This window comes from Actinomycetota bacterium (assembly GCA_023488435.1).
Classification (GTDB): Bacteria; Actinomycetota; Coriobacteriia; order Anaerosomatales; family UBA912; genus UBA912.
Genome location: JAMDCK010000048.1, coordinates 1 through 23924, shown reverse-complemented (window position 1 = coordinate 23924; position 23924 = coordinate 1). Strand labels below are relative to the sequence as shown.

The 23924-nt window shown below is 53.3% G+C and carries 24 protein-coding genes; 15 read left to right on the top strand and 9 right to left on the bottom strand.

The genetic code is table 11. The features are described 5' to 3' along the window. Positions 1-258 precede the first annotated feature (258 nt). The 4 genes from M1617_06820 to M1617_06805 are packed head-to-tail and all read left to right on the top strand — an operon-like array spanning position 259 to position 3775. Positions 259-1542, top strand: a complete 1284-nt coding sequence (locus tag M1617_06820) for a trypsin-like peptidase domain-containing protein (GenBank protein ID MCL5887982.1) — start codon at positions 259-261, stop codon at positions 1540-1542. Between the two features lie 19 nt (positions 1543-1561). Then, positions 1562-2071: a rubrerythrin gene (locus M1617_06815; protein MCL5887981.1), complete on the top strand. Its 510-nt coding sequence runs from the start codon at positions 1562-1564 to the stop codon at positions 2069-2071. Next, entirely contained in the window at positions 2072-3121 is a 1050-nt protein-coding gene (rlmN, locus tag M1617_06810; protein ID MCL5887980.1) for a 23S rRNA (adenine(2503)-C(2))-methyltransferase RlmN, read from the top strand. Positions 3122-3163: 42 nt separating this feature from the next. After that, positions 3164-3775: a hypothetical protein gene (locus M1617_06805; GenBank protein MCL5887979.1), complete on the top strand. Its 612-nt coding sequence runs from the start codon at positions 3164-3166 to the stop codon at positions 3773-3775. A 47-nt stretch (positions 3776-3822) separates the two neighbouring features. Here M1617_06805 and M1617_06800 read toward each other — a convergent pair whose 3' ends face one another. The 8 genes from M1617_06800 to rpmH all read right to left on the bottom strand — a co-directional run bounded on the left by M1617_06800 (position 3823) and on the right by rpmH (position 9049). Beyond that, positions 3823-4125 carry a hypothetical protein gene (locus tag M1617_06800; protein ID MCL5887978.1) on the bottom strand — a complete coding sequence of 101 codons (303 nt, stop codon included), beginning with the start codon at positions 4123-4125 and terminating at the stop codon, positions 3823-3825. After that, positions 4125-4997 carry a ParB/RepB/Spo0J family partition protein gene (locus tag M1617_06795; protein MCL5887977.1) on the bottom strand — a complete coding sequence of 291 codons (873 nt, stop codon included), beginning with the start codon at positions 4995-4997 and terminating at the stop codon, positions 4125-4127. Before M1617_06795 ends, M1617_06800 begins: the two co-directional genes overlap by 1 nt. Beyond that, positions 4987-5775: an AAA family ATPase gene (locus M1617_06790; protein MCL5887976.1), complete on the bottom strand. Its 789-nt coding sequence runs from the start codon at positions 5773-5775 to the stop codon at positions 4987-4989. The genes M1617_06795 and M1617_06790 overlap by 11 nt, the downstream gene beginning before the upstream one ends. A gap of 66 nt (positions 5776-5841) precedes the next feature. Next, positions 5842-6573, bottom strand: a complete 732-nt coding sequence (gene rsmG, locus M1617_06785) for a 16S rRNA (guanine(527)-N(7))-methyltransferase RsmG (protein ID MCL5887975.1) — start codon at positions 6571-6573, stop codon at positions 5842-5844. Between the two features lie 222 nt (positions 6574-6795). Next, positions 6796-7548 (bottom strand): KH domain-containing protein, encoded by a 753-nt coding sequence (locus tag M1617_06780; protein MCL5887974.1) that lies wholly within the window; start codon positions 7546-7548, stop codon positions 6796-6798. A 4-nt stretch (positions 7549-7552) separates the two neighbouring features. Continuing rightward, on the bottom strand, positions 7553-8266 hold the full coding sequence (locus M1617_06775) for a YidC/Oxa1 family membrane protein insertase (protein MCL5887973.1): 714 nt from the start codon (positions 8264-8266) through the stop codon (positions 7553-7555). 51 nt (positions 8267-8317) lie between these two features. Continuing rightward, on the bottom strand, positions 8318-8527 hold the full coding sequence (yidD, locus tag M1617_06770; GenBank protein MCL5887972.1) for a membrane protein insertion efficiency factor YidD: 210 nt from the start codon (positions 8525-8527) through the stop codon (positions 8318-8320). 372 nt (positions 8528-8899) lie between these two features. Next, positions 8900-9049, bottom strand: coding sequence for a 50S ribosomal protein L34 (gene rpmH, locus M1617_06765; GenBank protein ID MCL5887971.1), 150 nt, complete (start codon positions 9047-9049; stop codon positions 8900-8902). Positions 9050-9555: 506 nt separating this feature from the next. Here rpmH and M1617_06760 point away from each other — a divergent pair. From M1617_06760 to M1617_06710, 11 genes are all read left to right on the top strand, one after another. After that, positions 9556-10539 (top strand): ATP-binding protein, encoded by a 984-nt coding sequence (locus M1617_06760; protein MCL5887970.1) that lies wholly within the window; start codon positions 9556-9558, stop codon positions 10537-10539. 39 nt (positions 10540-10578) lie between these two features. Then, positions 10579-11958 carry a chromosomal replication initiator protein DnaA gene (gene dnaA / locus M1617_06755; protein MCL5887969.1) on the top strand — a complete coding sequence of 460 codons (1380 nt, stop codon included), beginning with the start codon at positions 10579-10581 and terminating at the stop codon, positions 11956-11958. 230 nt (positions 11959-12188) lie between these two features. Next, positions 12189-13286, top strand: coding sequence for a DNA polymerase III subunit beta (dnaN, locus tag M1617_06750; GenBank protein ID MCL5887968.1), 1098 nt, complete (start codon positions 12189-12191; stop codon positions 13284-13286). A gap of 24 nt (positions 13287-13310) precedes the next feature. Further along, entirely contained in the window at positions 13311-13805 is a 495-nt protein-coding gene (locus tag M1617_06745) for a DUF721 domain-containing protein (GenBank protein MCL5887967.1), read from the top strand. 102 nt (positions 13806-13907) lie between these two features. Next, positions 13908-15815 carry a DNA topoisomerase (ATP-hydrolyzing) subunit B gene (gene gyrB / locus M1617_06740; protein ID MCL5887966.1) on the top strand — a complete coding sequence of 636 codons (1908 nt, stop codon included), beginning with the start codon at positions 13908-13910 and terminating at the stop codon, positions 15813-15815. 19 nt (positions 15816-15834) lie between these two features. Then, positions 15835-16284 (top strand): DUF677 domain-containing protein, encoded by a 450-nt coding sequence (locus tag M1617_06735; GenBank protein MCL5887965.1) that lies wholly within the window; start codon positions 15835-15837, stop codon positions 16282-16284. A 1-nt stretch (position 16285) separates the two neighbouring features. Continuing rightward, positions 16286-18880 carry a DNA gyrase subunit A gene (gene gyrA, locus M1617_06730; GenBank protein ID MCL5887964.1) on the top strand — a complete coding sequence of 865 codons (2595 nt, stop codon included), beginning with the start codon at positions 16286-16288 and terminating at the stop codon, positions 18878-18880. Next, a complete protein-coding gene (locus M1617_06725; protein ID MCL5887963.1) occupies positions 18855-19583 on the top strand; it encodes an HAD-IIIA family hydrolase in 729 nt (242 codons plus the stop codon). Before gyrA ends, M1617_06725 begins: the two co-directional genes overlap by 26 nt. Before the next feature lie 72 nt (positions 19584-19655). Next, positions 19656-21146, top strand: coding sequence for a biotin/lipoyl-binding protein (locus tag M1617_06720; protein ID MCL5887962.1), 1491 nt, complete (start codon positions 19656-19658; stop codon positions 21144-21146). A gap of 59 nt (positions 21147-21205) precedes the next feature. Beyond that, entirely contained in the window at positions 21206-21973 is a 768-nt protein-coding gene (locus tag M1617_06715; protein ID MCL5887961.1) for an ABC transporter ATP-binding protein, read from the top strand. Further along, positions 21970-23157 carry an ABC transporter permease gene (locus M1617_06710; protein MCL5887960.1) on the top strand — a complete coding sequence of 396 codons (1188 nt, stop codon included), beginning with the start codon at positions 21970-21972 and terminating at the stop codon, positions 23155-23157. The genes M1617_06715 and M1617_06710 overlap by 4 nt, the downstream gene beginning before the upstream one ends. A 26-nt stretch (positions 23158-23183) precedes the next feature. Here M1617_06710 and M1617_06705 read toward each other — a convergent pair whose 3' ends face one another. Beyond that, positions 23184-23681, bottom strand: coding sequence for a bifunctional nuclease family protein (locus tag M1617_06705; GenBank protein ID MCL5887959.1), 498 nt, complete (start codon positions 23679-23681; stop codon positions 23184-23186). Between the last annotated feature and the right edge of the window lie 243 nt (positions 23682-23924).

The window sequence follows — 23924 nt, the reverse complement described above, 5'->3', positions numbered from 1 at the left end:
AACATCGGTTCGTCGTGGGCTGATCGAGGCGATCGCCAGCAGCGGTAAGCGAACGCTGTGCGGCCATTCAGCTCCAATCATGCCTGTAGAGTCTACGTCAGTAGAGTGCCTCTCTCAACATGCTTGATGGCATGGAACCTGCACTCTGTAGATGGGCATAGAGTGTAGCCGTTTTTCTATTCGCCACGGGTAATCCACAAATCCGCCCTAATATGGGTAAAGTAAACACACGGTTACGATATTCAGAGGTGAGGATCCATGTCAGAGGAGTTCGAAAAGGCGCCGCCGCAGACCACCCCGGTTGCAGCCGAGATGACTTCGTCCACCCCCGCTTCACCAACTTCGGCACCTGCAGAGAGTGCTGTCGTATCTAGCCGTCCATCCACCGCAATGCTGGTAATCGTCGCATTAGTGGTAGGTGCTATCGGAGGACTTGGATCCGGAATACTCGGCGCTTGGATCATGCAGGCCGAAGGTACCGACGGCTCTGGATCGCAAAGGTCGATCAGAGTGGTTGCGCCTGAAACCGATGAACCTGTGGCCGCTGCTGCCGCGGCTGCCGTCCCCAGCGTGGTCAACATCGACGTTGCAGGATCGTCCATCTCAGGAATGGACGGCCTCCCAGAGGATCCTCCACGTACCCCTGCCCGCGGCAACGGCTCCGGCGTCGCCTTTCGCCAAGCACCCGACGGTGGAACGTTTGTCCTGACCAACGCCCACGTTGTCGGAGGGGCAAACCGCATAATCATCACCGGCACTGACCGAGAGCGTCGCGAGGCTACTCTAGTGGGCGCCGACCAGGAGACCGATGTGGCCGTGCTTCGCGTCGAGGGAGAGTTGCCTTTGATCGAACTCGGGAACTCCGCCGAACTGGAAGTTGGCCAATTGGTCGTGGCTATCGGCTCCCCGTTCGGGTTAACGCACTCGGTAAGCTCAGGAGTGGTCTCGGCGATTGGCCGGTCGATAACCGATTCCGTTAGCAACAGAACGGGAGTCTACCCGCTAGTGGACGTCGTTCAGACGGACGCCGCAATCAATCCCGGGAATTCTGGCGGCGCTCTAGTTGATCGGCTTGGTAGGCTTATCGGTATCAACACCGCGATATTCACCGATTCTGGTGCGAACGATGGTATTGGATTCGCCATCCCTGTGGCCAACGCCGTTCGTATCGCTGATCAGTTGATCGAAGACGGCACCGTTGAACACCCCTTCCTTGGCATTCAAGGTCAGACCGTGCATGAGGCTTTGGCCGAATCCGAAGGACTTCCTGTGACAGAAGGAGCTCTGGTCGTTGCCGTCACCCCAGACACTGAGGCTGAAGCCTCGGGCATTCGTCCGGACGACCTGATTGTAGCCCTCAATGACGAGCCGATCCGATCGATGGAGGACCTGATTCTCCACGTCCGGAGACATGAGGTCGGGGCATCCGTAACATTGCACCTTTATCGGGATGATCGACGCATCGAAGTCGAGATGAAAGTCGGCATAAAGCCTGCCAATCTCCCCGACGCTACTGAAAGCCCGACCGAACCCTCAGAGTGACCGTTCGAAAGGAGCACCCATGATTGATAAGACTCGCTGCAAAGGCTGTGGTTATTACCACATCGGACCCGTCCCCGATGTCTGTCCGGTATGTGGTGCGCCTGCATCATTCTTTGTGGAGTACGCCGGCCCTGGGGACTTGAGCGGCACGAAGACCTTGGAGAATCTTGAAGCCGCGTTCGCCGGAGAATCGCAGGCCAACAGGCTGTATATTCTGTTCCGCAGAATCGCACAGCTGGAGGGAGCTCCTGAATCAGCCCTCAAGGCATTCGATCGCGCGGGGCGGGAGGAAACCGCTCATGCACTAGGACATCTCGCCTATATGGGTCGCCTCGGAACCACCTCGGCTAATCTTGCGACTGCGGCGGCTGGCGAGGACTACGAGTACGAAGATATGTACCCGAAGTTCGCTCAAATCGCAGAAGAAGAGGGTTTCCCTGAGATTGCTTTTTACTTTCGCTCCGTGGGCAGGTTCGAAAAGGAGCATCGAAACGATTATGCTGCCGCGCTAAAGGAGCTACAAGGCTGAATGATGGCCCCTCTGTGTCTCCCGTGTCCCATAAAGGCGCTCGATGAGGAGTCGCTCGAGCACTTAGTCATGAGTCTTGGTTATGAGAAGTACCGGTCGCACCAGCTAATCAGGTGGCTGTACCAGAAGGGAGTCAGCTCGTATGCCGAAATGAGCGACCTCCCCGACGGACTTCTCGCCGCCCTTGCTCAGTCGGCTCCCCTAACTACGCCTAAGATCATTCGAACTGATATTTCCCCGTCCGATCTTTGTAGGAAATATCTCCTGGCCTTGCATGATGGAGTGACTATCGAAAGTGTCGGCATCCCCGATGGACGCAGGCTGACTGTCTGCATCTCCACTCAAGCCGGTTGTCCGCTGGGGTGCACCTTCTGTGCAACCGGCCGGGCCGGATTCGTGCGGGATCTTAGTGTCGGAGAGATCGTAGATCAGGCTAACGTGGTAGCGCGTGACTTTGATCGCCGCGTAACCAACGTGGTTCTGATGGGGCAAGGCGAGCCTTTCCTCAACTATGATAGCTGCATGGCCGCACTTCGGTTCATCAACTCAAGTTTCGGAATTGGTATCGGAGCTAGACACATAACAGTCTCGACTGTAGGACTACTGGATGGGATTCGCAGATTCGCCGAGGAGCCCGGGCAGTACACACTGGCCATCTCGCTCCACTCAGCGGTCCAAAAAACGAGAGACCAGCTGATGCCCGGGGTGCGACAGCACACCTTGCCTGAGCTACGCGCAGCACTGGAAGAATACACGACCCGCACGGGAAGACGGGTTTCACTGGAGTACGCTTTCATCTCCTCGGAGAACGACAGCGATTCTCAACTGCGGTCCTTGATTGATTTTTGCTCTGGGTTGCTGTGCCATGTAAACCTCATGGCCTGTAACCCTGGGCCGACCCACGCGGAGAGGCTGTCTTCTCAAAGGCTAGCCATATTCAAGACCGCTCTTCGGCGGGCAGGCATTCCTGCCACCATCCGTGTCAGCCGAGGCTCCGACATCAATGCGGCTTGCGGTCAGCTCAGTCAGACACACCGCTCAGGTGGCTAATAGCAATACGCCGACAAAGCTCAGCCTGATGATCAGGCTAACGTGGTAGCGCGTGACTTTGATCGCCGCGTAACCAACGTGGTTCTGATGGGGCAAGGCGAGCCTTTCCTCAACTATGATAGCTGCATGGCCGCACTTCGGTTCATCAACTCAAGTTTCGGAATTGGTATCGGAGCTAGACACATAACAGTCTCGACTGTAGGACTACTGGATGGGATTCGCAGATTCGCCGAGGAGCCCGGGCAGTACACACTGGCCATCTCGCTCCACTCAGCGGTCCAAAAAACGAGAGACCAGCTGATGCCCGGGGTGCGACAGCACACCTTGCCTGAGCTACGCGCAGCACTGGAAGAATACACGACCCGCACGGGAAGACGGGTTTCACTGGAGTACGCTTTCATCTCCTCGGAGAACGACAGCGATTCTCAACTGCGGTCCTTGATTGATTTTTGCTCTGGGTTGCTGTGCCATGTAAACCTCATGGCCTGTAACCCTGGGCCGACCCACGCGGAGAGGCTGTCTTCTCAAAGGCTAGCCATATTCAAGACCGCTCTTCGGCGGGCAGGCATTCCTGCCACCATCCGTGTCAGCCGAGGCTCCGACATCAATGCGGCTTGCGGTCAGCTCAGTCAGACACACCGCTCAGGTGGCTAATAGCAATACGCCGACAAAGCTCCCCCGCCGTAGGTCGGGCGGGCTTCTTAGGGAAGGTTCGATAAATCGGTGTCATACGAGCGGACTCGGTCTCGGATTTCGTTGACTCGACGCCACACTGCAGCATCATCCACGCCGCGGAGATTGTCCACCCTGGCACCGAGTCTTGATACAGCCAATTCCGCATCTTGCGCCATCGTCCTCGCCGCCTCGGCGGCTATCACTGCTCTGGCAGACAACCGTCTCCGAGCCTCTACACCAGGAACAGGTGCGAAGAGCACCCCTAGGAGAGCTCCTAAACCGATCCCGAGTAGCATTCCGCCTACGAAGGCACCTGTTCTACAGCGCATCAGTCCACCTCAGCCACGGGAGTAGCGGTCTCGCCATTGATACAGCGAAATATCCTGTCGAGATCCTCTTCCCCGTGAAACTCAATCTCGATCTTGCCCTTTGTGGCAGACTGCTTTACACGAACACCTGTTCCCAGCATCTTTCGAAGTTTAAGGGCCACCACTTTGTATGCGCGTGGTGTCACCGCACGATTCTCGCGCCCCGTCTTTCCCACAGCATACAGCCTGGCGAGATTCTCTGTCTCCCGAACTGAAAGTCCTTCTGCTATGACTTTGGCCGCAAGCTTCAATCGCTGGTCTTCATCTGTGACCGCTAAGATGGCTCTAGCGTGCCCGGACGAAAGCTTAGCTGTGTAGACTAGGTCTTGAATCTCGTCAGGCAAGTCAAGCAATCTCAGTGCGTTAGTAACCGCCGAGCGGGACTTGCTAACCTTGCTGGCCAGCTCAGCCTGTGTCATCTGATGCTCACTGAGCAAGTGGCGATAGCCCCTGGCTTCTTCGATAGGATTTAGGTCCTCTCGCTGAAGGTTCTCGATGAGAGCAATCTCTAGCGACTCCAAGTCCGTGGCGCTTAGAATCCGAACCGCGACCGTTTCCAAACCCGCTGCGGAAGATGCCCGCCATCGCCTTTCGCCGGCAATAATCTGATATCTGTCCCCCAAAGGGCGGACTATGATCGGCTGGAGTAGGCCGACCTTTTTGATTGAATCGGTGAGCTCAGATAGACTCTCTTCGTCGTAGTCGGTCCTCGGCTGGTTTGGATTTGGAACGATCTGTGCGATTGGCAGAAGGGTATCGTCGCCAGCCTCATCCTGGGTGATACCGGGAATTATTGCAGCGAGTCCACGCCCGAGTCCTTTTCTAGTCGACACGAAGCACCACCTCATTTGCCAGGGATCGATAGGCCTCTGCACCCTTTCCGCTGGGATCGTAGGCCGTGATGGGCTGCCCGAAGCTCGGAGCTTCAGACAGTCGAACTGTTCGGGGAATCAGGGTCTCAAATACTTTTCCGTCAAAGTAATCTCGGACCTCTTCAACCACTTGCTGTGACAGCCTAGTTCGTGAGTCATACATGGTCATTACAACGCCAAACACCTCGAGCGATGGATTTAGGTGGGCTCGCACCAAACGGACGCTGTCCATCAATTTGGCAAGCCCCTCAAGCGCATAATATTCGCACTGAATTGGTATCAAAAGACCGTCGGCCGCTGTGAGCGCGTTGATCGTCAGTAGCCCGAGAGAAGGCGGGCAGTCTATGATGATGAAATCGTAATCGGCTACCACAGGGGATAAGATATTTTTCAGCCGATTCTCTCTCGAAAGAGCAGAGACCAGCTCAATCTCTGCGCCAGCCAACTGTATCGTTGCCGGTACTACGAACACGTGTTCGTGTTCGGTGCTCTCGACAATATCGCTAAGTGGCGTATCGGAAAGCATCGCATCGTAGACACAGGCCCGCCGTTGTCCAATATTTAGGCCAAATCCGCTGGTCGCATTGCCCTGCGGGTCCAAATCTATCAGCAGCGTCCGACGCCCAACCGCACCGAGACACGCTGCGAGGTTCACAGCAGTGGTGCTTTTGCCGACACCCCCTTTTTGATTAACAACAGCGAGTATCCGCGCCTTTGAGCCTTGATCACATGTCTGCATATTCCCGCCCATGGTTGACTGACCGAATCACCGGAATTATATACGAAGTGATCCGCCGACGATAGACTACTTTAGTGGGCGCTTCTGGGCAAGGCCGACTCTCCGAGGGAGTTGAACCAAGGGGGGCCCGACTTTTTCATACCTAGAAATCATGCGCCGCTCCTCACCGCCCGTCAATCTGTACTCGTGATGCAGCCCTGGGCTCATTCCACACCGCACAGCTGCTAGGTTCGCAGCTTGGAGCTCGCTTACTTCGGGTGATCCCTTCATGGCCACGAGAACTCCAGAGAACCGCAGAAGCGGACTGGCAAGCTCCACCAGGGAAGCCAGCGATGCAACCGCTCGTGCAGTCACGACGTCATATGCTGAAAGCGTCTCTTCTGGGACACATTCCGCTCGACAGTTCAGAACATTGACTCGGTCGGCGATTCCCAGGTTGTGTATTGCTGCCTCTAGAAACTGCGCCTTGCGTCCAACTGACTCAATCATGGTAACTTGCATCGATGGTTTAAGGATTGCGAATGGTATCGCCGGATATCCCTGACCGGATCCGATATCGACCAGGCGGCGAGACATCGCCGGCAAGGAGTCGAGCGCCATAATGGAGTCGATGGCGTGAAGTCGCAAAGCTTCCTGGGGATTACGGATTGCGGTGAGGTTATGGTTTAAGTTAACTTCCAGCACCATCCTCAAGTGATCAAGCAGGGCGGTAATCTGCCCACCGGTAACCGGAACGGCCGCTTCGGCGAGGTAGGTCCTTAATTGTGCTTCTAAGGCGAGTCGGTCTTTAGGTTTCACGTGAAACATCTCCGCAACAGGTTGAGTTGGGAACACAGATGCAGGTCGCTCATTGTTTCAATCCAATCCTTTCACACCAAATGGCGCTGTTGTTTGCCAAAAGCCTCTGATACCCAAGTTTTTGGCGCTGGCCACCCGTTTCCTTTCCTGAAGGTATATGGGTTTGCCCTAAATGACAAGGGGCGCCGCTTAGCGCCCCTTGATCCATACCATTGTAAAAATCTAGTTTGGCTTTATCACCACTGCTCGAAAAGGCTCTTCCCCTTCACTGACGGTAGTCACGCGTGTGTTATTTCTCAGTGCGAAGTGGACTGTCCGACGTTCGTAGCCAGTCATAGGTCGCAACTTAACTTCTTCGCGGGATCGAATGGCCCTTTCGGCTGAGCGCTGAGCCACCGCCTCGATTTTGGCCCGCATCCTGTTCCTATAGCCTTCCACGTCTATCACTACCGGGTAACGGAATCCGAGTGCCTTGCTGGTCGCAGCTGCAACCAGAACCTGTATAGCGTCAAGGCAGCGTCCATGGCGTCCGATTAGAATGCCGAGATCATCTCCCACTACGTCTAGTATGATCTCCCCTTCATCGCCCTCATATTCTTCGATCTCTGCGGCGAGTCTGAAACTGTCAAGCAGCGCTCTGAGGACCTTGACGGCGTGGTCTGCCACCCTGTCTAGCTCCTCCTCTGTGAGGTCCGGGTGGGTGTGGCGGACACTAAAACCAAGGTCGGCGCCCCCGTCTTCGCCTCCTTCATCGGCAACGAATCCAGCGTGAGCAGTCATTTCTGTCATAAACTCAGTCGTTAGGGCAACGCGGAGACGAAAAGCCGTGCGTTCCGATGAGAAATTTGATTCATCAGAGCCTTCTGGCTCAAGAACCTCATAGTCTACCGAGTCCTGCTGAACCCCAAGCTCTTCCAGAGCCACGTCAAGTGCCTCAGCAATGGACGGGCCTTCAACGACTACCTCCCTTTTCATATTATCAATCTCCCTTTTTTGTCGCCAGATACTTCAGGATAACCTGTTGTTGGGCAATTCCTATCACAGCGGAAGTTACCCAGTAGAGAAGGACTCCCGCTGGGCTAATCCAGCCGAAGTAGAGCATCATCACTGCCATAATCATACCGATCTGCTTTTGCTGTCGCTCGCCCGGCATAAGCTGCATTGGAAGCCATACACTCAAGCCGAACATTACCACCAGGACGATGTAGGGGAGGGATGCCAATAAACCACCATCCGCATAGACCGCCGCGGGCGTGAGGGTAATGTCTGATAGGAGGACAGAAAACCGTTTAGCCGCCTCGCTTTGCATGGGCTCTAAGGACTGTAGGTGCCGCAACAAGTGTCCGGGATTTTCCGGCGTACCGCCCAGAACCTGGAAGAGGGCAAGAAAGATAGGCATCTGAAGCAATATAGGTAAGCACCCACCGAAGGGATTAATCTTGTTCTCTTGATAGTACTTTAGTATTTCCTCTTGCTGCTTCTCTTTGTCATCTTTGTACTTCTTCTGCAGGGCTTTGATTTTCGGCTGGATTCTTTGCAGCTCGTGCATGGACTTAGTTTGCTTGACCACCAGGGGTGCGATAGCAATCCTGAGGACAAGAGTTAGAAGAACAATTGCCCAACCGTAATCGCCAGTAACACCATACAGGTATTGAAGTCCGCTAAATATCAGATCTTTGAATGTGAGCCACACGTTATTGGACCTCCTAAGTCAGAACTTCATAGGCGCATGGACAACATGACTTCAGGGCACCGGATCGTGGCCACCGGGGTTCCATGGGTGGCATCGGGATATTCGCACGAGTGAGAGCCAGCTGCCACGTATAACTCCATATTTGTCGATAGCAGCGACTGCATAGCCAGAGCAGGTGGGGGAGAATCTACAGGCTGGTGGGAGCAGGGGTGATATGAATCGCCTATAAAGATTTATTATACTAACTATTAGAAATTTCACAGTGGGCCCCTGTCAACCTGGCTCTTTCGTAATATACCACTAAGCTGAGATGCCACCTCTGACGGGGTTGTGTTCTCGAGTGAATGTCTAGCGATGATTGCAATCCTGAAGCCCCCCCAGGGACCTCCTGAGAGCCTAACGGCCTCTTTAATGACCCTCTTGGCCCGGTTTCGGATAACGGCTCCGCCAATTTTCCTGCCTGCGATGGCTGCAACCAGGCCTGCGGGAGGATCGAAAGAGTCGCCATCGCAGACAAGCACTGTGATCTTCGAACTTGAATATCGCCTGCCGTGGCGAAAGATCTCTTCGACTACACGTCCGGGCGCCTGTGCACGTAACACACTGCCTCCGAGTGCGTTCAAGTTTTTATCCCTAAGCTGTTAGGGTTGCACGTCCTTTTCTGCGACGTGCGGAGATTATCGCTCTGCCGGCTTTTGTGGACATTCTCACTCTGAAGCCGTGTGTTTTGCTTCGCTTGCGGTTATTAGGTTGGTATGTGCGTTTCAACTGAATTTCCTCCATTCGCCGCCCCAGAACCAGGGCGGACAGCCCGACGATTGTATAGATGCGGGGACCATAATGTCAACCTGCCACCTACTAAGTTCCTCGTATTGTCACTTTCTGCACCCCGGAAATTTATGGGCGTGCATCCACCTCAAACTCTCCTCCATTCTGTGGATACTGTGGAAAACGCAGGACTTATGGTCGCCCGCCCTGTGGACAACATTCGCCCACTCATATCTAGTGGGGCTGCGTTCTGATACCATCGCCTTCCTACAACAAGCTTTGCACAGTGCGATTGTCCCTTGAAATACTGAATAGCCGCACCAAATGCAACTCAATGATGCCTGTAGGCAGATCGTGAATAGTTATCCACAATGCTACGTATATTCGTTCGCTCTCTGCTGGCCTTTTCCACAGAACTCGACTGATTTTCGAATATTGTTTGCTTGGAAAATTGTCCGGCGGCGGGAATTGACACTCTTCGGATAGTTACATCCACCCTCGGGGAGGAGTTGTCCACATTTATGGAAAGTCCTGTTGATAACTGGAAACACGAGTTGTGGGGCCTGGGACTCCCAAGTTTAGGTGCTGCTAATCGAACTCTGGGTGAGCTTTGGTTTTGCTTGTTCCTAACAGTGTTATCCGTTGGCTCCAATGGAGGAAGCGCGTTGAGGACTTTTTTTGAGAATGCAACTCGGGTTTCCGAAGGCGCACGCATGTATACGGTACTGAATGAAGTTGATCAGCCCGCGCCTTCGCACTCACATCTTTTCCTTGCCGAAGTTGTGGTTTATGACTCACTCGGCACTCCCCCTAAAATGACTGTCCTCCAGTCTTCGTCTGCTGGTTCACTCATCGAGGAGCTGAGCAGCGGCACCCACCGATTAGTTTGCGAAATGGGCGGTAGTTTTCCCTACGCTGTCATCAGAGAAATCATGGAGAACTTGATTCATGCTGATTTTCGTAATGTAGTGGTTTCGATTTTGGAATCTGGTCGCGTGCTCAGAGTTGCAGATCAAGGGCCCGGCATTTCAAACAAAGCTCACGCCCTGTTGCCCGGATTCACTACAGCGAGCTCGGACATGAAGGCCGTAATTCGTGGAGTCGGTTCTGGTCTACCCCTAGTAAGCGACTACCTGACTCGCAGTGGGGGCAACTTTTCAATTGAGGACAACCTCGGCACCGGCACAGTTCTCACATTGGAAGCAGCCCTCCCTTCCGGTACCCCGACGAACTCGGCCGACGGAGTCCTTACGCCCCAAGTCACCGAGATTCAGAATCATGATAACAATCTAACTCCTAGGCAAAAGAAGGTTTTAGCTTTGGCCTTCGAATACGGCGAGGTGGGGCCGACACTGCTCTCCAAAGAGCTCTCGGTGGGCCTATCAACGGCCTTTCGGGACTTAGAGCATTTGACCATGGTGGGTCTGATCGAACAAAACGACGTCGGCCGCAGGACTCTCACCCGCGCGGGAGTCAATTGTGTGAACCAGTTATTCTCGGAATAGGAGATATTATTCATGGTTATAGATAGGGCCGATTCCACCATGTCGTCGCTTTGGGCTAGCGTTCTTGATGTTGTTCGTGCTGAGCTCAACACTCCTACGTTCAAGACATGGTTCGAGCACATGAGCCCACTCGAGATCTCAGGGGGGAGTCTGATAATTGGAGTCCAGAATGAATTTGCCAGGGATTGGCTCGAATCGCGGTACTCGGACCTGCTTGCGTCAGCCCTTCGCTCTGTTACAGACGAGCCATTGGTAGTTAAGTTCATTATTCACGAGGAACCAACAACGCCTACTGGACAAAGTTTCAAGGATGAGCAACTAGAACCTCCACTGCCTCCCTCGGACCGAGTTTTGTCGAAAATATCTCCGAGTGAACCTAAGCTCAGTACATTGAACCCAAAATACACTTTTGATTCCTTTGTTATAGGAACATCTAACCGTTTCGCTCATGCTGCAGCGTTGGCTGTCGCAGAAGCACCTGGTAGAGCCTATAACCCGCTCTTTATTTATGGGGGGGTAGGGTTAGGTAAGACACATTTACTTCACGCTATAGCCAAGTACGTAAATCAAGGATTTCCTCATATGAAGGTGTGCTATGTAACATCCGAACAATTCACGAATGACTTTATCAACTCAATAGCCGATAGGGACAAAAAGAGAATTGGTGGTTTTCGGAAACAATATAGGACTAACGACGTCTTGTTGATCGACGATATTCAATTCTTAAAGGGTAAGGAGGGGACCCAAGAGGAGTTCTTTCATACATTCAATACATTACAGCAGTCCGGCAAACAAGTGATTTTGTCGTCTGACAGGCCCCCAAAAGACATCGCAATGTTAGAAGAGCGGTTGAGAAGTCGTTTTGAAATGGGTTTGATTACAGACATTCAACCTCCTGATCTCGAAACAAGAATCGCGATCTTGAAAAGAAAAATAGAAACTGAGCGTCTAAATGTGCCCTCTGAAGTGATGATGTTTATCGCCGATAGAATCTCATCGAATATTAGAGAACTCGAGGGCGCCTTGATCCGCGTTGTGGCATACAGCTCACTAACAAGACAAACGATAGATATCAAGTTAGCCAGTAGTGTGTTGAAGGATATCTTTCCTGAGCGTAGATCTAGGCCTATTTCTATATCCTCCATCCAAAAGGAGGTTTGTAAGTTCTTCTCCATTACCCATACTGAATTGATAAGTAGTAAGAGGTCCCAAAGTATTGTTTATCCTAGGCAGGTCGCAATGTATCTTGCTCGTGAGTTGACCGATCTCTCATTACCTAGAATAGGTGGAGAGTTTGGAGGACGAGATCACACGACCGTAATGCATGCAACAGCGAAGATTCAAAACATGATGGCCGGCGAAAGAGAAGTCTACAGCCAGATCCAGGAGTTGACCAACATAATCAAGCAGAGGAATTAGGTTTCATTTATCGTGGATAGGTGTCTAATAACATGTGGACGAATTGTTGATTTTAGAACGGGTGGTATTATCTGTAGGGAATTTTCCCCATACTCGAGTATCAATATCAACAAGTTTGATGTCTTAAGATTGATGGGTTTAGCTGTAGGAAAAGTAGTTATCAACACAAAGTAGTCCTATTACTATTACTGTTGTTTAAAGTTCATTGAATTTAAGGAGTAGTAACTACCATGAACCTAGTTGTTGACAAGGAAGAACTACTCAGGTCGATTGTTGTGATTACAAAAGGTTTATCCTCGAGATCCACAATCCCGATTTTGTCTGGAGTACGGATAGAAGCAAGTGCCGATGGTCAGGTAACCCTATCCACAACAGATTTAGAGATATCTGTTAGATCAGTGATTCAAAGCAGAGTTTCCGAGCCTGGTGTCGTTGTAGTCCCCGGACGCCTGTTTTCAGAGATAATCAAATCATTTCCATCAGCTTCCGTTAGTTTGGTCGTTGAAAACAATAGTCTCCAAATAAAATGTGAACGCTCTTTATTCACTCTATCAACGTTGCAGAGTGAGGAGTTTCCTAAGTTTCCCGTATTAGATATCAGTCAAAAAATCTTGATTCCCCGGCTAGTTATCTTGGAATCACTCCAAGAAGTAAATAAGGCGATCAGTAGGGATGAAACCAGGCCTATACTAACCGGAATCTATATGACAATAACCGATTCAAAACTCACTATGGTGGCAACCGACTCATATAGACTTGCGGTTAGTAGTGTCATGCTGGAAAACAATAACGAAAACCTCGAGGTAATCATTCCCGGTAAAATATTCGAGGATGTAGTCAAGTCCACTACTGGCGACATGCTCTCAATAGCCATAACCGATAATCAAATCATTATGGATGTAGCTAAAGACACGTTTATCACAAGAAGGATTGAAGGCACCTTCCCGAACTACAAGCAGTTAATCCCAACTGATTTCCAGACAACCCTTAAAGTGAACAAAAAGGACCTACTCGAAGCTGTAAAGAGAGTCGCAATACTTACACAACACAACACATCAATACGCCTGATGGTATCAACAGAAGATAACAAACTTACTCTGATATCCACTAGTCAAGATATAGGAAATGCCAAAGAAGAGGTGTTTGCAGAAGTGAGTGGTGTCGATGTAGAGATGGCATATAACCACAATTACCTTCTCGATGGAATCAATGCTTCCATTGGAGACACAATCAATTTAAATGTTGTGAGTCCACTAAAACCAGGACTGATCAGATCTGAAGATCGGGATGGATATATGTATGTGATCATGCCCGTCCGGATAAACTAGCGTCTGAATTTAGGATGCGGATAGATGTCTTTAGTGCCCATCCGAAACCTACTTAGTGATCACAAAGGTATACGTAAGAATCAGAACTTTATCCACCTTTCCGTTCTCATATCAGTGTGGCATAACCTCGTTGGTGCCCAAATTTCATCCAACACCAAGGTTGTCAGTTTCAAGAACGGAGTGGTTAAGGTTGCGGTTACCTCGTCGGCTTGGGCAACAGAATTATCTGCAATCAAACACGATCTAATTCTTCAAATCAACAATACGACAGGAAACAGTAAGGCCTCATTAAGGGACATTGTGTTCTATGTTGTCAACAACACTACTGAGTCTGACGACATCGGCAAAACAATGGCTCAAAATAAACCCGTTATTAAGAAAATCCCCCTTGATGATGACGAAAAGTTCAACCTTGAGAAGAGTGTAAGTTGTATACATAACGAACACCTCAGAGACCTTGCAATCAAGGTTACAGCCTTGGATCTCGAGATCAAGAAAGGGGCGTCGACCAAAGATTAGAGGCCAACCACCACAACAAAGATATACAACAGGTTGTGCTATCATAACTCCTGGCTGAGCACATATTGTGCTTCCATATTGACCAGTTTATAGGAGAGCTTAGTGCCGACGAATTCATACTCCGGTAAAGATATTCAGGTCCTAGAGGGCCTAGAAGCTGTACGAAAAAGACCCGGAATGTATATCGGGTCAACAGGATCAAAGGGTCTACACCACCTAGTCTACGAGGTGGTCGACAACTCGGTTGATGAGGCTCTTGCGGGATTCTGTTCTTTCGTCGATGTATTCATTCATAACGACAATTCAGTAACCGTGATCGACGATGGTCGTGGAATACCAGTAGATAAGCATCCAAAACTCAAAAAACCAACCTTAGAGGTAGTATTAACTATCCTGCATGCTGGGGGGAAGTTCGGTGGAGAGGGATACAAGGTTTCGGGTGGATTACACGGCGTAGGGGTTTCAGTGGTTAATGCCCTGTCTAGCAAACTTGTAGTCGAGGTGAAGCGAGACGGCAAGATATTCACACAGGATTACGGATACGGAAAACCCCTAACTTCCATTTCAGAAGGCGGGAAAACTAAAGGGACCGGCACCAAAATCACCTTTAGCCCAGACCCAGACATCTTTGAAACGCTTAATTTCGATTTTGATGTTCTGGCCACTAGGTTCAGAGAAACGGCTTTCCTAAACAAGAATCTGAAAATTCGTCTTACGGATGAAAGAGAAGATGACCCAAGAGTTGAGGAGTTCAAGTACGCGGGTGGAATCGTTGACTTTGTGAAGTATTTGAACGAGAAGAAAGATACTATACATAGCCGCATAATCCATTTTGAAGCAGAGGCCGCCGAAGGGCATGTCGAAATTGCCATGCAGTGGAACAATGGCTACTCGGACTCAGTGCTAGCCTTCGCCAATAACATCAATACCCATGAAGGAGGAACTCACCTCGATGGGTTCAAGAACGCAATCACAAGGACAGTAAACGACTACGCGCGGAGACAGAACATCCTCAAAGAAAAAGAGGACAACCTTTCAGGCGAGGACATTAGAGAGGGCCTAGCTTGTGTTATCTCCGTCAAACTTCGCGATCCTCAGTTTGAGGGACAAACCAAGACCAAACTGGGGAACACGGAGATTCGTGGCTTTGTTCAGTCGACAGTTACACAAGCTTTCGCAGAGTATCTAGAGGAACACCCAAAGCCGGCTCGGCTGATCGTTGCAAAAGCAGCCCAGGCTGCAAAAGCTAGGGCCGCCGCCAGGAAAGCGAGAGAATTGACGCGCCGCAAGGGCCTGTTAGAGTCGTCGACTCTACCAGGCAAACTTGCCGACTGTTCGATCAAAGATGCAGAGCTCGCAGAAGTCTACTTTGTGGAGGGAGACTCGGCGGGGGGATCCGCAAAACAGGCTAGGGACCGCTCTTTCCAAGCGATCCTACCCCTTAAGGGGAAGATTCTGAACGTAGAGAAGGCTGGGCTTAGTCGATCTCTGGGATCTGAAGAGATTCAGGCAATGATTACTGCACTGGGGACTGGAATAGCCGATGAGTTTGACATCACCCAGGCTCGCTATCATAAAGCGATAATCATGACCGACGCGGATGTCGACGGGGCCCATATACGCTGTCTCATACTGACATTTTTCTATAGGTACATGAGAGAGATGATAGAGCACGGTTACGTTTACATCGCGCAGCCGCCGTTGTTCAAGATCTCTTACGGTAGAAAAACAGACTATGCGTACAGCGATAAACAATTACAGCAAATTCTAGCGACGCTTCCCCAGACAACGAAGGTAACCTTGCAGCGATACAAAGGTTTGGGAGAAATGAATCCCGAGCAACTATGGGAGACCACCATGGATCCCACTACGAGAACTCTCATGCGGGTAACATTGGATGATGCCTTTGCAGCTGAAAAGGCGTTCACCGACTTGATGGGGGACAACGTCGAGCCACGTAAGGAATTCATTCAGAGACATGCAAGGGATGTTCGCTTCCTGGATGTCTAGCGCGATATGGAATACAGAAATGGAAGACCTGCCTAAACGTAAGAAAGCACCTGAATTCAGGCCCCCTCCATGGGAGCAGCAAGCCGATTCGCCTCAACCAGTCAAAGAGGCGGAAGAAACACCGCAGCAGCCTTTGCCTCTAAAACCACAGCTTCAGGCAGGATCGAACGAGGAGTCCTCAAGGCCCAAAGTGGTGCCAGAGCAGTTAGAGGGCATGCTTGTTCAGTTATCCATGCAAGAGTCCGACTCTGGCAAAGAGCTTCGCACGGTAAGCCTCTTAAGCTCCCTCTTTTTGGGAGCAGTGGGACTGATGATGGTGGTTTGGGGTGTGGTGGCAACAGTCCGGACTGCTCAAGCCGGCGTTGCTGGAGCGACCGGTGGGCTTATCTTGATAGTCTTCGGAGGCGGCTTCATTGGTATAGCCGCTTGGACCGCCATAAGGTATACGAAGCGACGAGGAGAACGATAGAGTGTCCGAGGAACTTTTTGAATCAACGGTACTTCCAGTAGATATTCAGCAAGAGCTCAGAGAGTCGTTTCTCGAATACTCGATGAGTGTCATTGTAGCGAGGGCCTTGCCTGATGTTAGGGACGGACTCAAGCCAGTGCATCGCCGGATTCTACATGCGATGAACGAGTCAGGACTTACGCCGGGAAGGGCTTACAAGAAGTCCGCTTGGACTGTGGGTGAAGTAATAGGTAAGTACCACCCGCACGGAGATGCGGCGGTATACGACACGATGGTGCGTCTTGCCCAAGACTTCTCGATGCGAGAGCCGCTTATCGACGGACATGGTAACTTCGGATCCGTAGACGGCGATCGCGCTGCGGCGATGCGGTATACAGAAGCGCGGTTGCGTAAAATTGCTTCGGAGCTGCTTCGTGACCTCGATAAAGAAACCGTGGACTTTGGGCCCAACTACGACGAATCGCTACAAGAACCATTGGTGCTCCCAGCCAGATTCCCTAATCTAATCGTCAACGGGGTGGCCGGCATCGCCGTAGGTATGGCAACCAACATTCCTCCGCACAACCTCGGTGAGGCGATAGACGCTGTTCTCTTGATGATAGACAACCCGGACGCCAGTGCAGCAGACATCATGCAGGTGATGCCAGGACCTGACTTCCCAACCGGGGGATCCATTATGGGCAGGGAGGGTATAGCCGACTACTATGCCACAGGGCGCGGCTCCATCAGAGTCAGGGGTAAGGCTCACATAGAACAGACCTCGACAGGGCGCATGCGTATCATCATCACCGAGATCCCCTACACGGTGAACAAGTCAAAGCTAGTGACAAAAATCGCAGAGCTGGTAAGGGAGAAGAAGCTCACAGAGATATCGGATCTGAGAGATGAGTCTGACAGAAAAGGCATGCGTATAGTCGTAGAGCTGAAGAACTCTTGCATTCCTCAGGTCGTGCTCAACAAGCTCTTCAAACACACTCAGCTTCAGACGGGCGTCGGCATAATCATGCTGGCTCTGGTCAATCGCGTACCAAAGACACTGACCATGCCAGAGATGCTTAAACACTACATCGAGCACCAAAAGGAAGTGGTTGTTCGCCGGACGACCTTCGATCTTCGGAAAGCCGAGGAGAGGGCACATATCCTCGACGGCTACGTTATTGCGCTAGACCATATCGATGAGGTTATCAGGATCATAAGAGGAAGCGCAGACGATCATCAGGCAAAAGCCAGCTTAGTCGAGAGGTTCGGCTTCTCAGACGCACAAGTAGACGCCATCCTTGAGATGAGGCTCAGGCGTCTAACGGGCCTAGAAAGAGGCAAAATCGACGAAGAGCTCAATGGATTACGCGAGAGGATCGCTTGGTACAAGCAAGTTCTAGGCGATGTAAACCTAGTGCTCCAGATCATCAAGGATGAACTGACAGAGATTAGGGAGAAGTTTGCGAACCCGAGAAGAACTGAGTTGGCCGGCACAGTTGCTGATCTCGATGTTGAGGACCTTATAGCCGAAGAGGACATGGTGGTCACAATCACCAGAGCTGGTTACGTGAAGAGGCTGCCTGTGGCCACATACAGACAGCAGAAAAGAGGCGGAAAGGGAGTCAGCGGACTCAATCTCAAAGAAAGCGATCTGGTTGAACATCTATTCATCAGTTCCACCCATGACTACGTGCTGTTCTTTTCCACAAAGGGTAAGGTGTACCGCCTGAAAGTTCACGAGCTCCCTGTGGGGTCAAGGCACGCCCGAGGAACAGCTGCAGTCAATCTATTACCATTTGAGCAGGGTGAGAAGATAGCCGCCGCTATCACCACCCGAGAGTTCGGACCGGATGATTACCTCCTCTTCGCAACAAGGGCCGGAATGGTCAAGAAGACCGCCCTTCAGGCCTACGACCGGAGCAGGCGGGACGGACTTATAGCGATTAACCTCAGATCCGGAGATGAGCTGATCGCCGTCAAGCGGGTCAAGTCGGGAGAGCACGTCGTGATGGTTTCATCGGCGGGTAAGGCAATCGTTTGGAATGAGAGCGATGCTCGGCCTATGGGGCGCGACACCATGGGAGTCAAAGGCATGAACATCAAGGAAGGGGAGGCGGCCCTGGGCATGGAGATAGCCCCCAGCAACTCCGAACTTTTCGTGGTGACGGAGCGTGGATTCGGCAAGCGTACCCCTGTTGATGCCTATCCGGTCCAGCGGCGTGGCGGACAAGGGGTCAGGACCATACAGGTAACGGAGAAGAAGGGGCTTTTGGCCGGGATGAAGATCATCCAGCCACAGCACGAATTGATGCTGATCAGCCTGGAGGGCGTAGTCATCCGGGTGAAGGCGGACGATATCTCCAAGCTGGGCCGCTCCACTCAGGGCGTCAAGGTCATGAACGTCGGGCCTACAGACAAGGTCGTGGCCATAGCCCGGGTTTCAGCGGGGAAGAAAGCCAATAAAAGCAAGGGAATGGTCGAAGGACAGACGGCCATGCAGATCGAGACAGCCGAAGACCAAGGAGCGCCGGGCACAGTTCAAGAAGACAGACGTCTGGCCGATGCAGAGGACTTGGTCAGCGAGGAATTCGATGATGGAGATGAGGGCGGCGAATAACTCATCATCGAGCCATGCTGCAGAAGCGATGAATGATGTCAGCAGTCCTCGGCGAACCGTAAGGGTAGTGCTGTTCGACCTTGACGGAACCCTGATCGACTCGATACCGCTGATAGTTGCCTCGTTGAGGCACGCCCTTAGTACTGTTCTTGGCCTGGCTCTGACAGATGAGCAGCTCATGCGAAATATCGGAACTCCGTTGGTGAAGCAGCTGAGAGGCTTCTCGCGGGAGCATTCGGATGAGCTACTTCGAGTCTACAGAGAACACAATGCGATTCACCATGACGCTTGGGTAAAGTCGTACCCAAACACCGGTGAAACCTTAGCGGCGCTCAAGGCTAAGGGTTATCCGATTGGGGTCGTCACATCGAAGGCGGGTGAAGCCGCCAGACGAGGCCTTGCTGTCACAGGGCTTGATCAGTACGTCGATATCCTTGTGAGCTGCGATGACACCGACAGCCACAAACCAGAACCGGAGCCCCTCTACTTGGCCGCTGAGCGCTTCGGCGTAAAGGCCTCGGAATGCGTGTACGTTGGGGATAGTGAATTCGACATGGAGGCAGCAAATGCGGCCGGGGCGGTTAGCGTCGCGGCTCTATGGGGTCCATTTCCAGAGGCTACCGTGCTAGGGCCTGGCGTGGATCACGCACTCGAAACCATAGTCGCCCTGCCCCCATTGTTGGATGCTCTGAACAAAGGGTAAGAACTGGTTGTTCGATGTTGGATACAGTTTTGCTATTGCCGAAACGGTAATAGGAAGCGAAGGAGGCAGCAATTGTCACGCAAGACGAAACTGATAGTCGGGTTCATAGTGCTGCTCCTGATTGGAGCCGGCGCCGCGGCAGCAATCCTGGGAACCCGTTCGGCAGTAGTCGAAGTGGAGACAGCGGCCGTGAGGGTAGAAACCCTCGGGGTGGCTGTGACAGCCTCCGGACAGATAGAGATGGGCGAGCGAGGGGATGTGTTTCCTCGGAGTCCGGGAGTTATAGAAGCGATACTTGTAGAAGAAGGACAGCAGGTCGCATCAGGAACTGTAATCGCCACGCTTGAGCGTGAGCCCTTCGAGTTGCAGCTAAAACAGGCTGAGGCGGGCCTCGTTCAAGCCGAATCCCAGCTCGCTGCGATTGAGCGACAGGAGCCGGGGAGCGGTGAGCTTCGTGCAGCTCGTACGGCAACGGACGTGGCCTGGAGGCAGTATCAAGCAGCGGCAAAGGCAGCGGGAGCATCTGGTGGACCGGGACCGATGGCCGCAGAAGTCGAAGCTGCGCGCAGGGTAACCCAAGAAACTCGTAGGGCGCATGAGCAGGCTACGGTTGCTTTCGAAGCCGCGCGGAGTGCTCATGAGGCTTCACCCACGCCCACGCTTGAAGGAGCTCGTGTCGCAGCAGAGGCTACCATGCTGCAGGCTCGACAGGCCCACATCGCAGCCCAACAACGGGAGGCCGGTTTAGTCGCAGCGAACGAAGCCGCAGCTCGCCAGCAGGCGTTAGCGGCACGGGATCAGGCCCACATCGGATATCTGACAGCCAAAGCCCAGCAAGACAGACTTGAGAGCACAGATCTGTCCCCCGAGCGTCGGGCTGCTCGAGCTGCTATCAGCCAAGCCAGGGATGCAGTGGCGCTAGCGCAAAGGAACTTGGATGAATCCGCACTGGTTGCACCCGTAAACGGGGTTGTGGTGTTCCGCTCGGCCGGATCCGCGATACCGGGAGCTCCAGCTGTAAAACCGACCATCGGAACGCCCGTTTCCCCTCAAGCAGCACCTTTCTCGGTCGTGAATATGACAACTGGGCAGTTTGTCGCACAGGTTGATGAGGCCGACATTGCGCGGGTGGCCGAAGATAAGAAGGCACTCATCAGGGTGGACGCATTTCCGTTGGCGGAGTTGAGCGGAGTGGTGACGAGAATCTCGCCGATCGCTGAAATAACCGCGACCGGAGGTACGACATTCCTGGTCTACATCGAGCTTGCCGAAGTGCCGGCCGACGTAGAACTGAGAGACGGTATGCAGGGAGATGCCGAGATTGAGATCGAGGCCATCTCTGAGGCTATGACGATACCAATCGAAGCGCTCTTCGATGAAGGCGGACAGACTCACGTCTATGTGCTGACCAACGGACAGACATTGGTTCGTACTCGGGTGGAAGTCGGAACAGTCACCGAGACTGAGGCGCAGGTACTGTCAGGACTCGAGGAGGGCGATGAAGTCGCTTTGTCGGGCCCCACGGAACTGACTGATGGATTGCGAGTGCGACCTGCAGAATGAGCGCAACACAAGACCGACCTTTTTCTTCGGCATCTGCGAAAAGCCTAGCTGGCAACGGGATGGTGCGTCCGGTGTTGACTGCGACGGGCGTGACGAAGACGTACGTCCTCGATGAAGTAGAGGTCCATGCGCTTCGCGGAGTCGACCTCGATGTCAACGCCGGTGAGATGCTAGCTATCATGGGGCCATCGGGCTCCGGCAAGTCGACGCTGATGCACGTCATCGGTCTTCTCGACCTGCCGACGTCGGGCACCGTCAAAGTTGAGGGCGAAGAGGTTTCGGACATGGAGCCCAACAAACTTGCGGCGGTCCGGAACAAGCGGATAGGCTTCGTCTTCCAGGCTTTCAACCTGCTTGCTAGGACGACGGCTCAGGCCAACGTCGAGCTGCCGCTCATTTATGCAGGAATGTCCGCCTCCGACAGAGCCAAAGCGGCCAAAGAGGCCCTTGACCAGGTGGGTCTTGCTGATCGCATCCACCATCTGCCTAATCAGCTCTCAGGTGGTCAGCAGCAGAGAGTCGCTATCGCACGGGCGCTCGTCACCAAGCCGAGCATCGTACTCGCCGACGAGCCCACGGGCAACCTCGATTCGCGCTCGGGCGTGGAGATCATGGCTATTCTCCAGCGACTCAACTCCGAGGGTATCACGGTCGTGCTTGTCACGCATGACCATGCGGTAGCCTCTCATGGACAGAGGATCATCCACTTGGGCGATGGCCTGATCGTCCGGCAGGAGACGGTGCTCGAACGGATCGACGCCAAAGCCAACCTGGAAGCTATGCTAGCGGCTCAGGCTGCGAGCGAAGCGGCTGGGACCCCCCGATGAACATCTGGGAAAGCGTCCGAATCGCTATCAGAGCCTTGAATGCGAACAGGGTCCGGAGCTTGCTGACCATGCTCGGCGTGATCATCGGTGTTGCGGCGGTCATCTTGTTGGTGGCGATCGGCACTGGGGTCCAAGACGAGGTCACCGGGACCATCGAGGGCTTGGGTAGCAATCTCATCTTCGTCTTTGCCGGCAATATGGAGGATGGCGGAGGCGGGGGCGGCTTCTCGATCAATCGCCCGCTAACCGGGGCTGAGGTCGAACTGCTCGCCAGTCGGCTTAGCGAGGAACATCGAGTGGTGCCGGTCGTACAAGGGCCGGTCACGCTACGTTCAGGCAACCGAACCATGCGCTCCACAGTCGCAGGAAGCAACGAGTACGCCGGAGAGGTCTTCACGGCTGACTACATCGGGGGCAGGCACTATCGCCGCAGCGAGGTGATGGCGGGATCGCGGGTCGTGATCCTCGGCAGCCGGGTGCGCGACAACCTCTTCCCGTTCCAAGATCCCATCGGCCGCGAGATCGATATCAACGGCATCAGGTTCACCGTGATCGGGCACCTCGCTGCACAGGGCGGCTCGCTTACAGGCGATCAGGACAACCAGATCTTCATGCCGCTCAGCGCAGCGCAAAGGGTGCTAGACACCACCGATTTGAGCTCGATAATCGTACGAGCCGCCGAGGCGGATCGAATCGAATCGGTCCAGGCGCAGATAGAGCGAACACTGAGGCCCTCCTTGGGCGAGGAGTTCAGCGTCATGACGCAGGAGCAGACCCTGGGGATGCTCTCGACCTTGCTCGGGACGCTGACGGTGATGCTCGCCGGCATAGCTGGGATATCGCTTCTCGTGGGCGGCGTTGGCATTATGAACATCATGCTGGTGAGCGTCTCCGAGAGGACCCGGGAGATCGGTATCCGCAAAGCCGTGGGTGCTAAGACCTACGACATCATGGCACAGTTCGTGATCGAGGCGGTCATGCTTTCGGTCCTGGGTGGGCTGATTGGCGTGATGATAGGGTGGGGCGGTGCGCTGGCGCTACAAGCGGTAGTCCCGACTCAGGTCACGGCGTGGGCTGTAGGACTGGCCTTCTTCTTCTCGGCGGGTGTCGGGGTGTTCTTTGGAGTGTATCCGGCGTGGCGCGCGTCGAAGCTCGAGCCGATAGCCGCTCTGCGATACGAGTGAGCCGCTAGACGCCGAAGGGCGAGCGTTCAGCCCTGGAAGTCGCTGGGGTCGACATCGTCGAGGAAAGCTCGGAACTCCTCGACCTGCGCCTCCTCGTCCATCTCCTGGAGCTGGTCGGCGATGATCGAGGCCTCGGTGAAGACCTCCTCGGCGACGTAGATGGGCGACCCGGTGCGAACAGCGAGTGCGATCGAGTCGCTTGGTCGCGCGTCCACTGTTAGCGAGGTGCCTTCGGAGGCCAGGATCACAGATGCGTAGAAGGTGCCGCCGTCGAGCCGAGTGATCTCGACCCGATCCACCGTTTGGCCGAGTGTGGTGATGATGTTGTGTAGCAGGTCGTGGGTCATAGGGCGCGGGGACTCGATGTTCTGCAGCGCGATGAGGATCGAGGCCGCTTCGGAGTGGCCGATCCAGATGGGGAGCAGGCGAGCAGAGGAGCCTTCCTCATCCAACGGGCGCAGGATTATCACCGGTTGATTTGAGGTGGCATCTACGGAAAGAGCAGCTATGCGGACGAGGATCACGGGGCCTAGACTTCTTTATGAGACGAACTTGCATCCTAGGACATCATAAGGCAATACCGCAAACGCGTGGGAATCATAGGAAGCATCACAAACTGGGGGCTGGTTGACAAAGATGCGGACTCGTCCTTCAGTGAGGTTACCAAACCGAGAGAAGAGAGGAGTCCGCATGTCTATGATAGTCCGTATCGAACTCGGTGTGCTAGAGATCGAGCTTCCAGAAGAAGTGACTTGTGCACAGCTCGA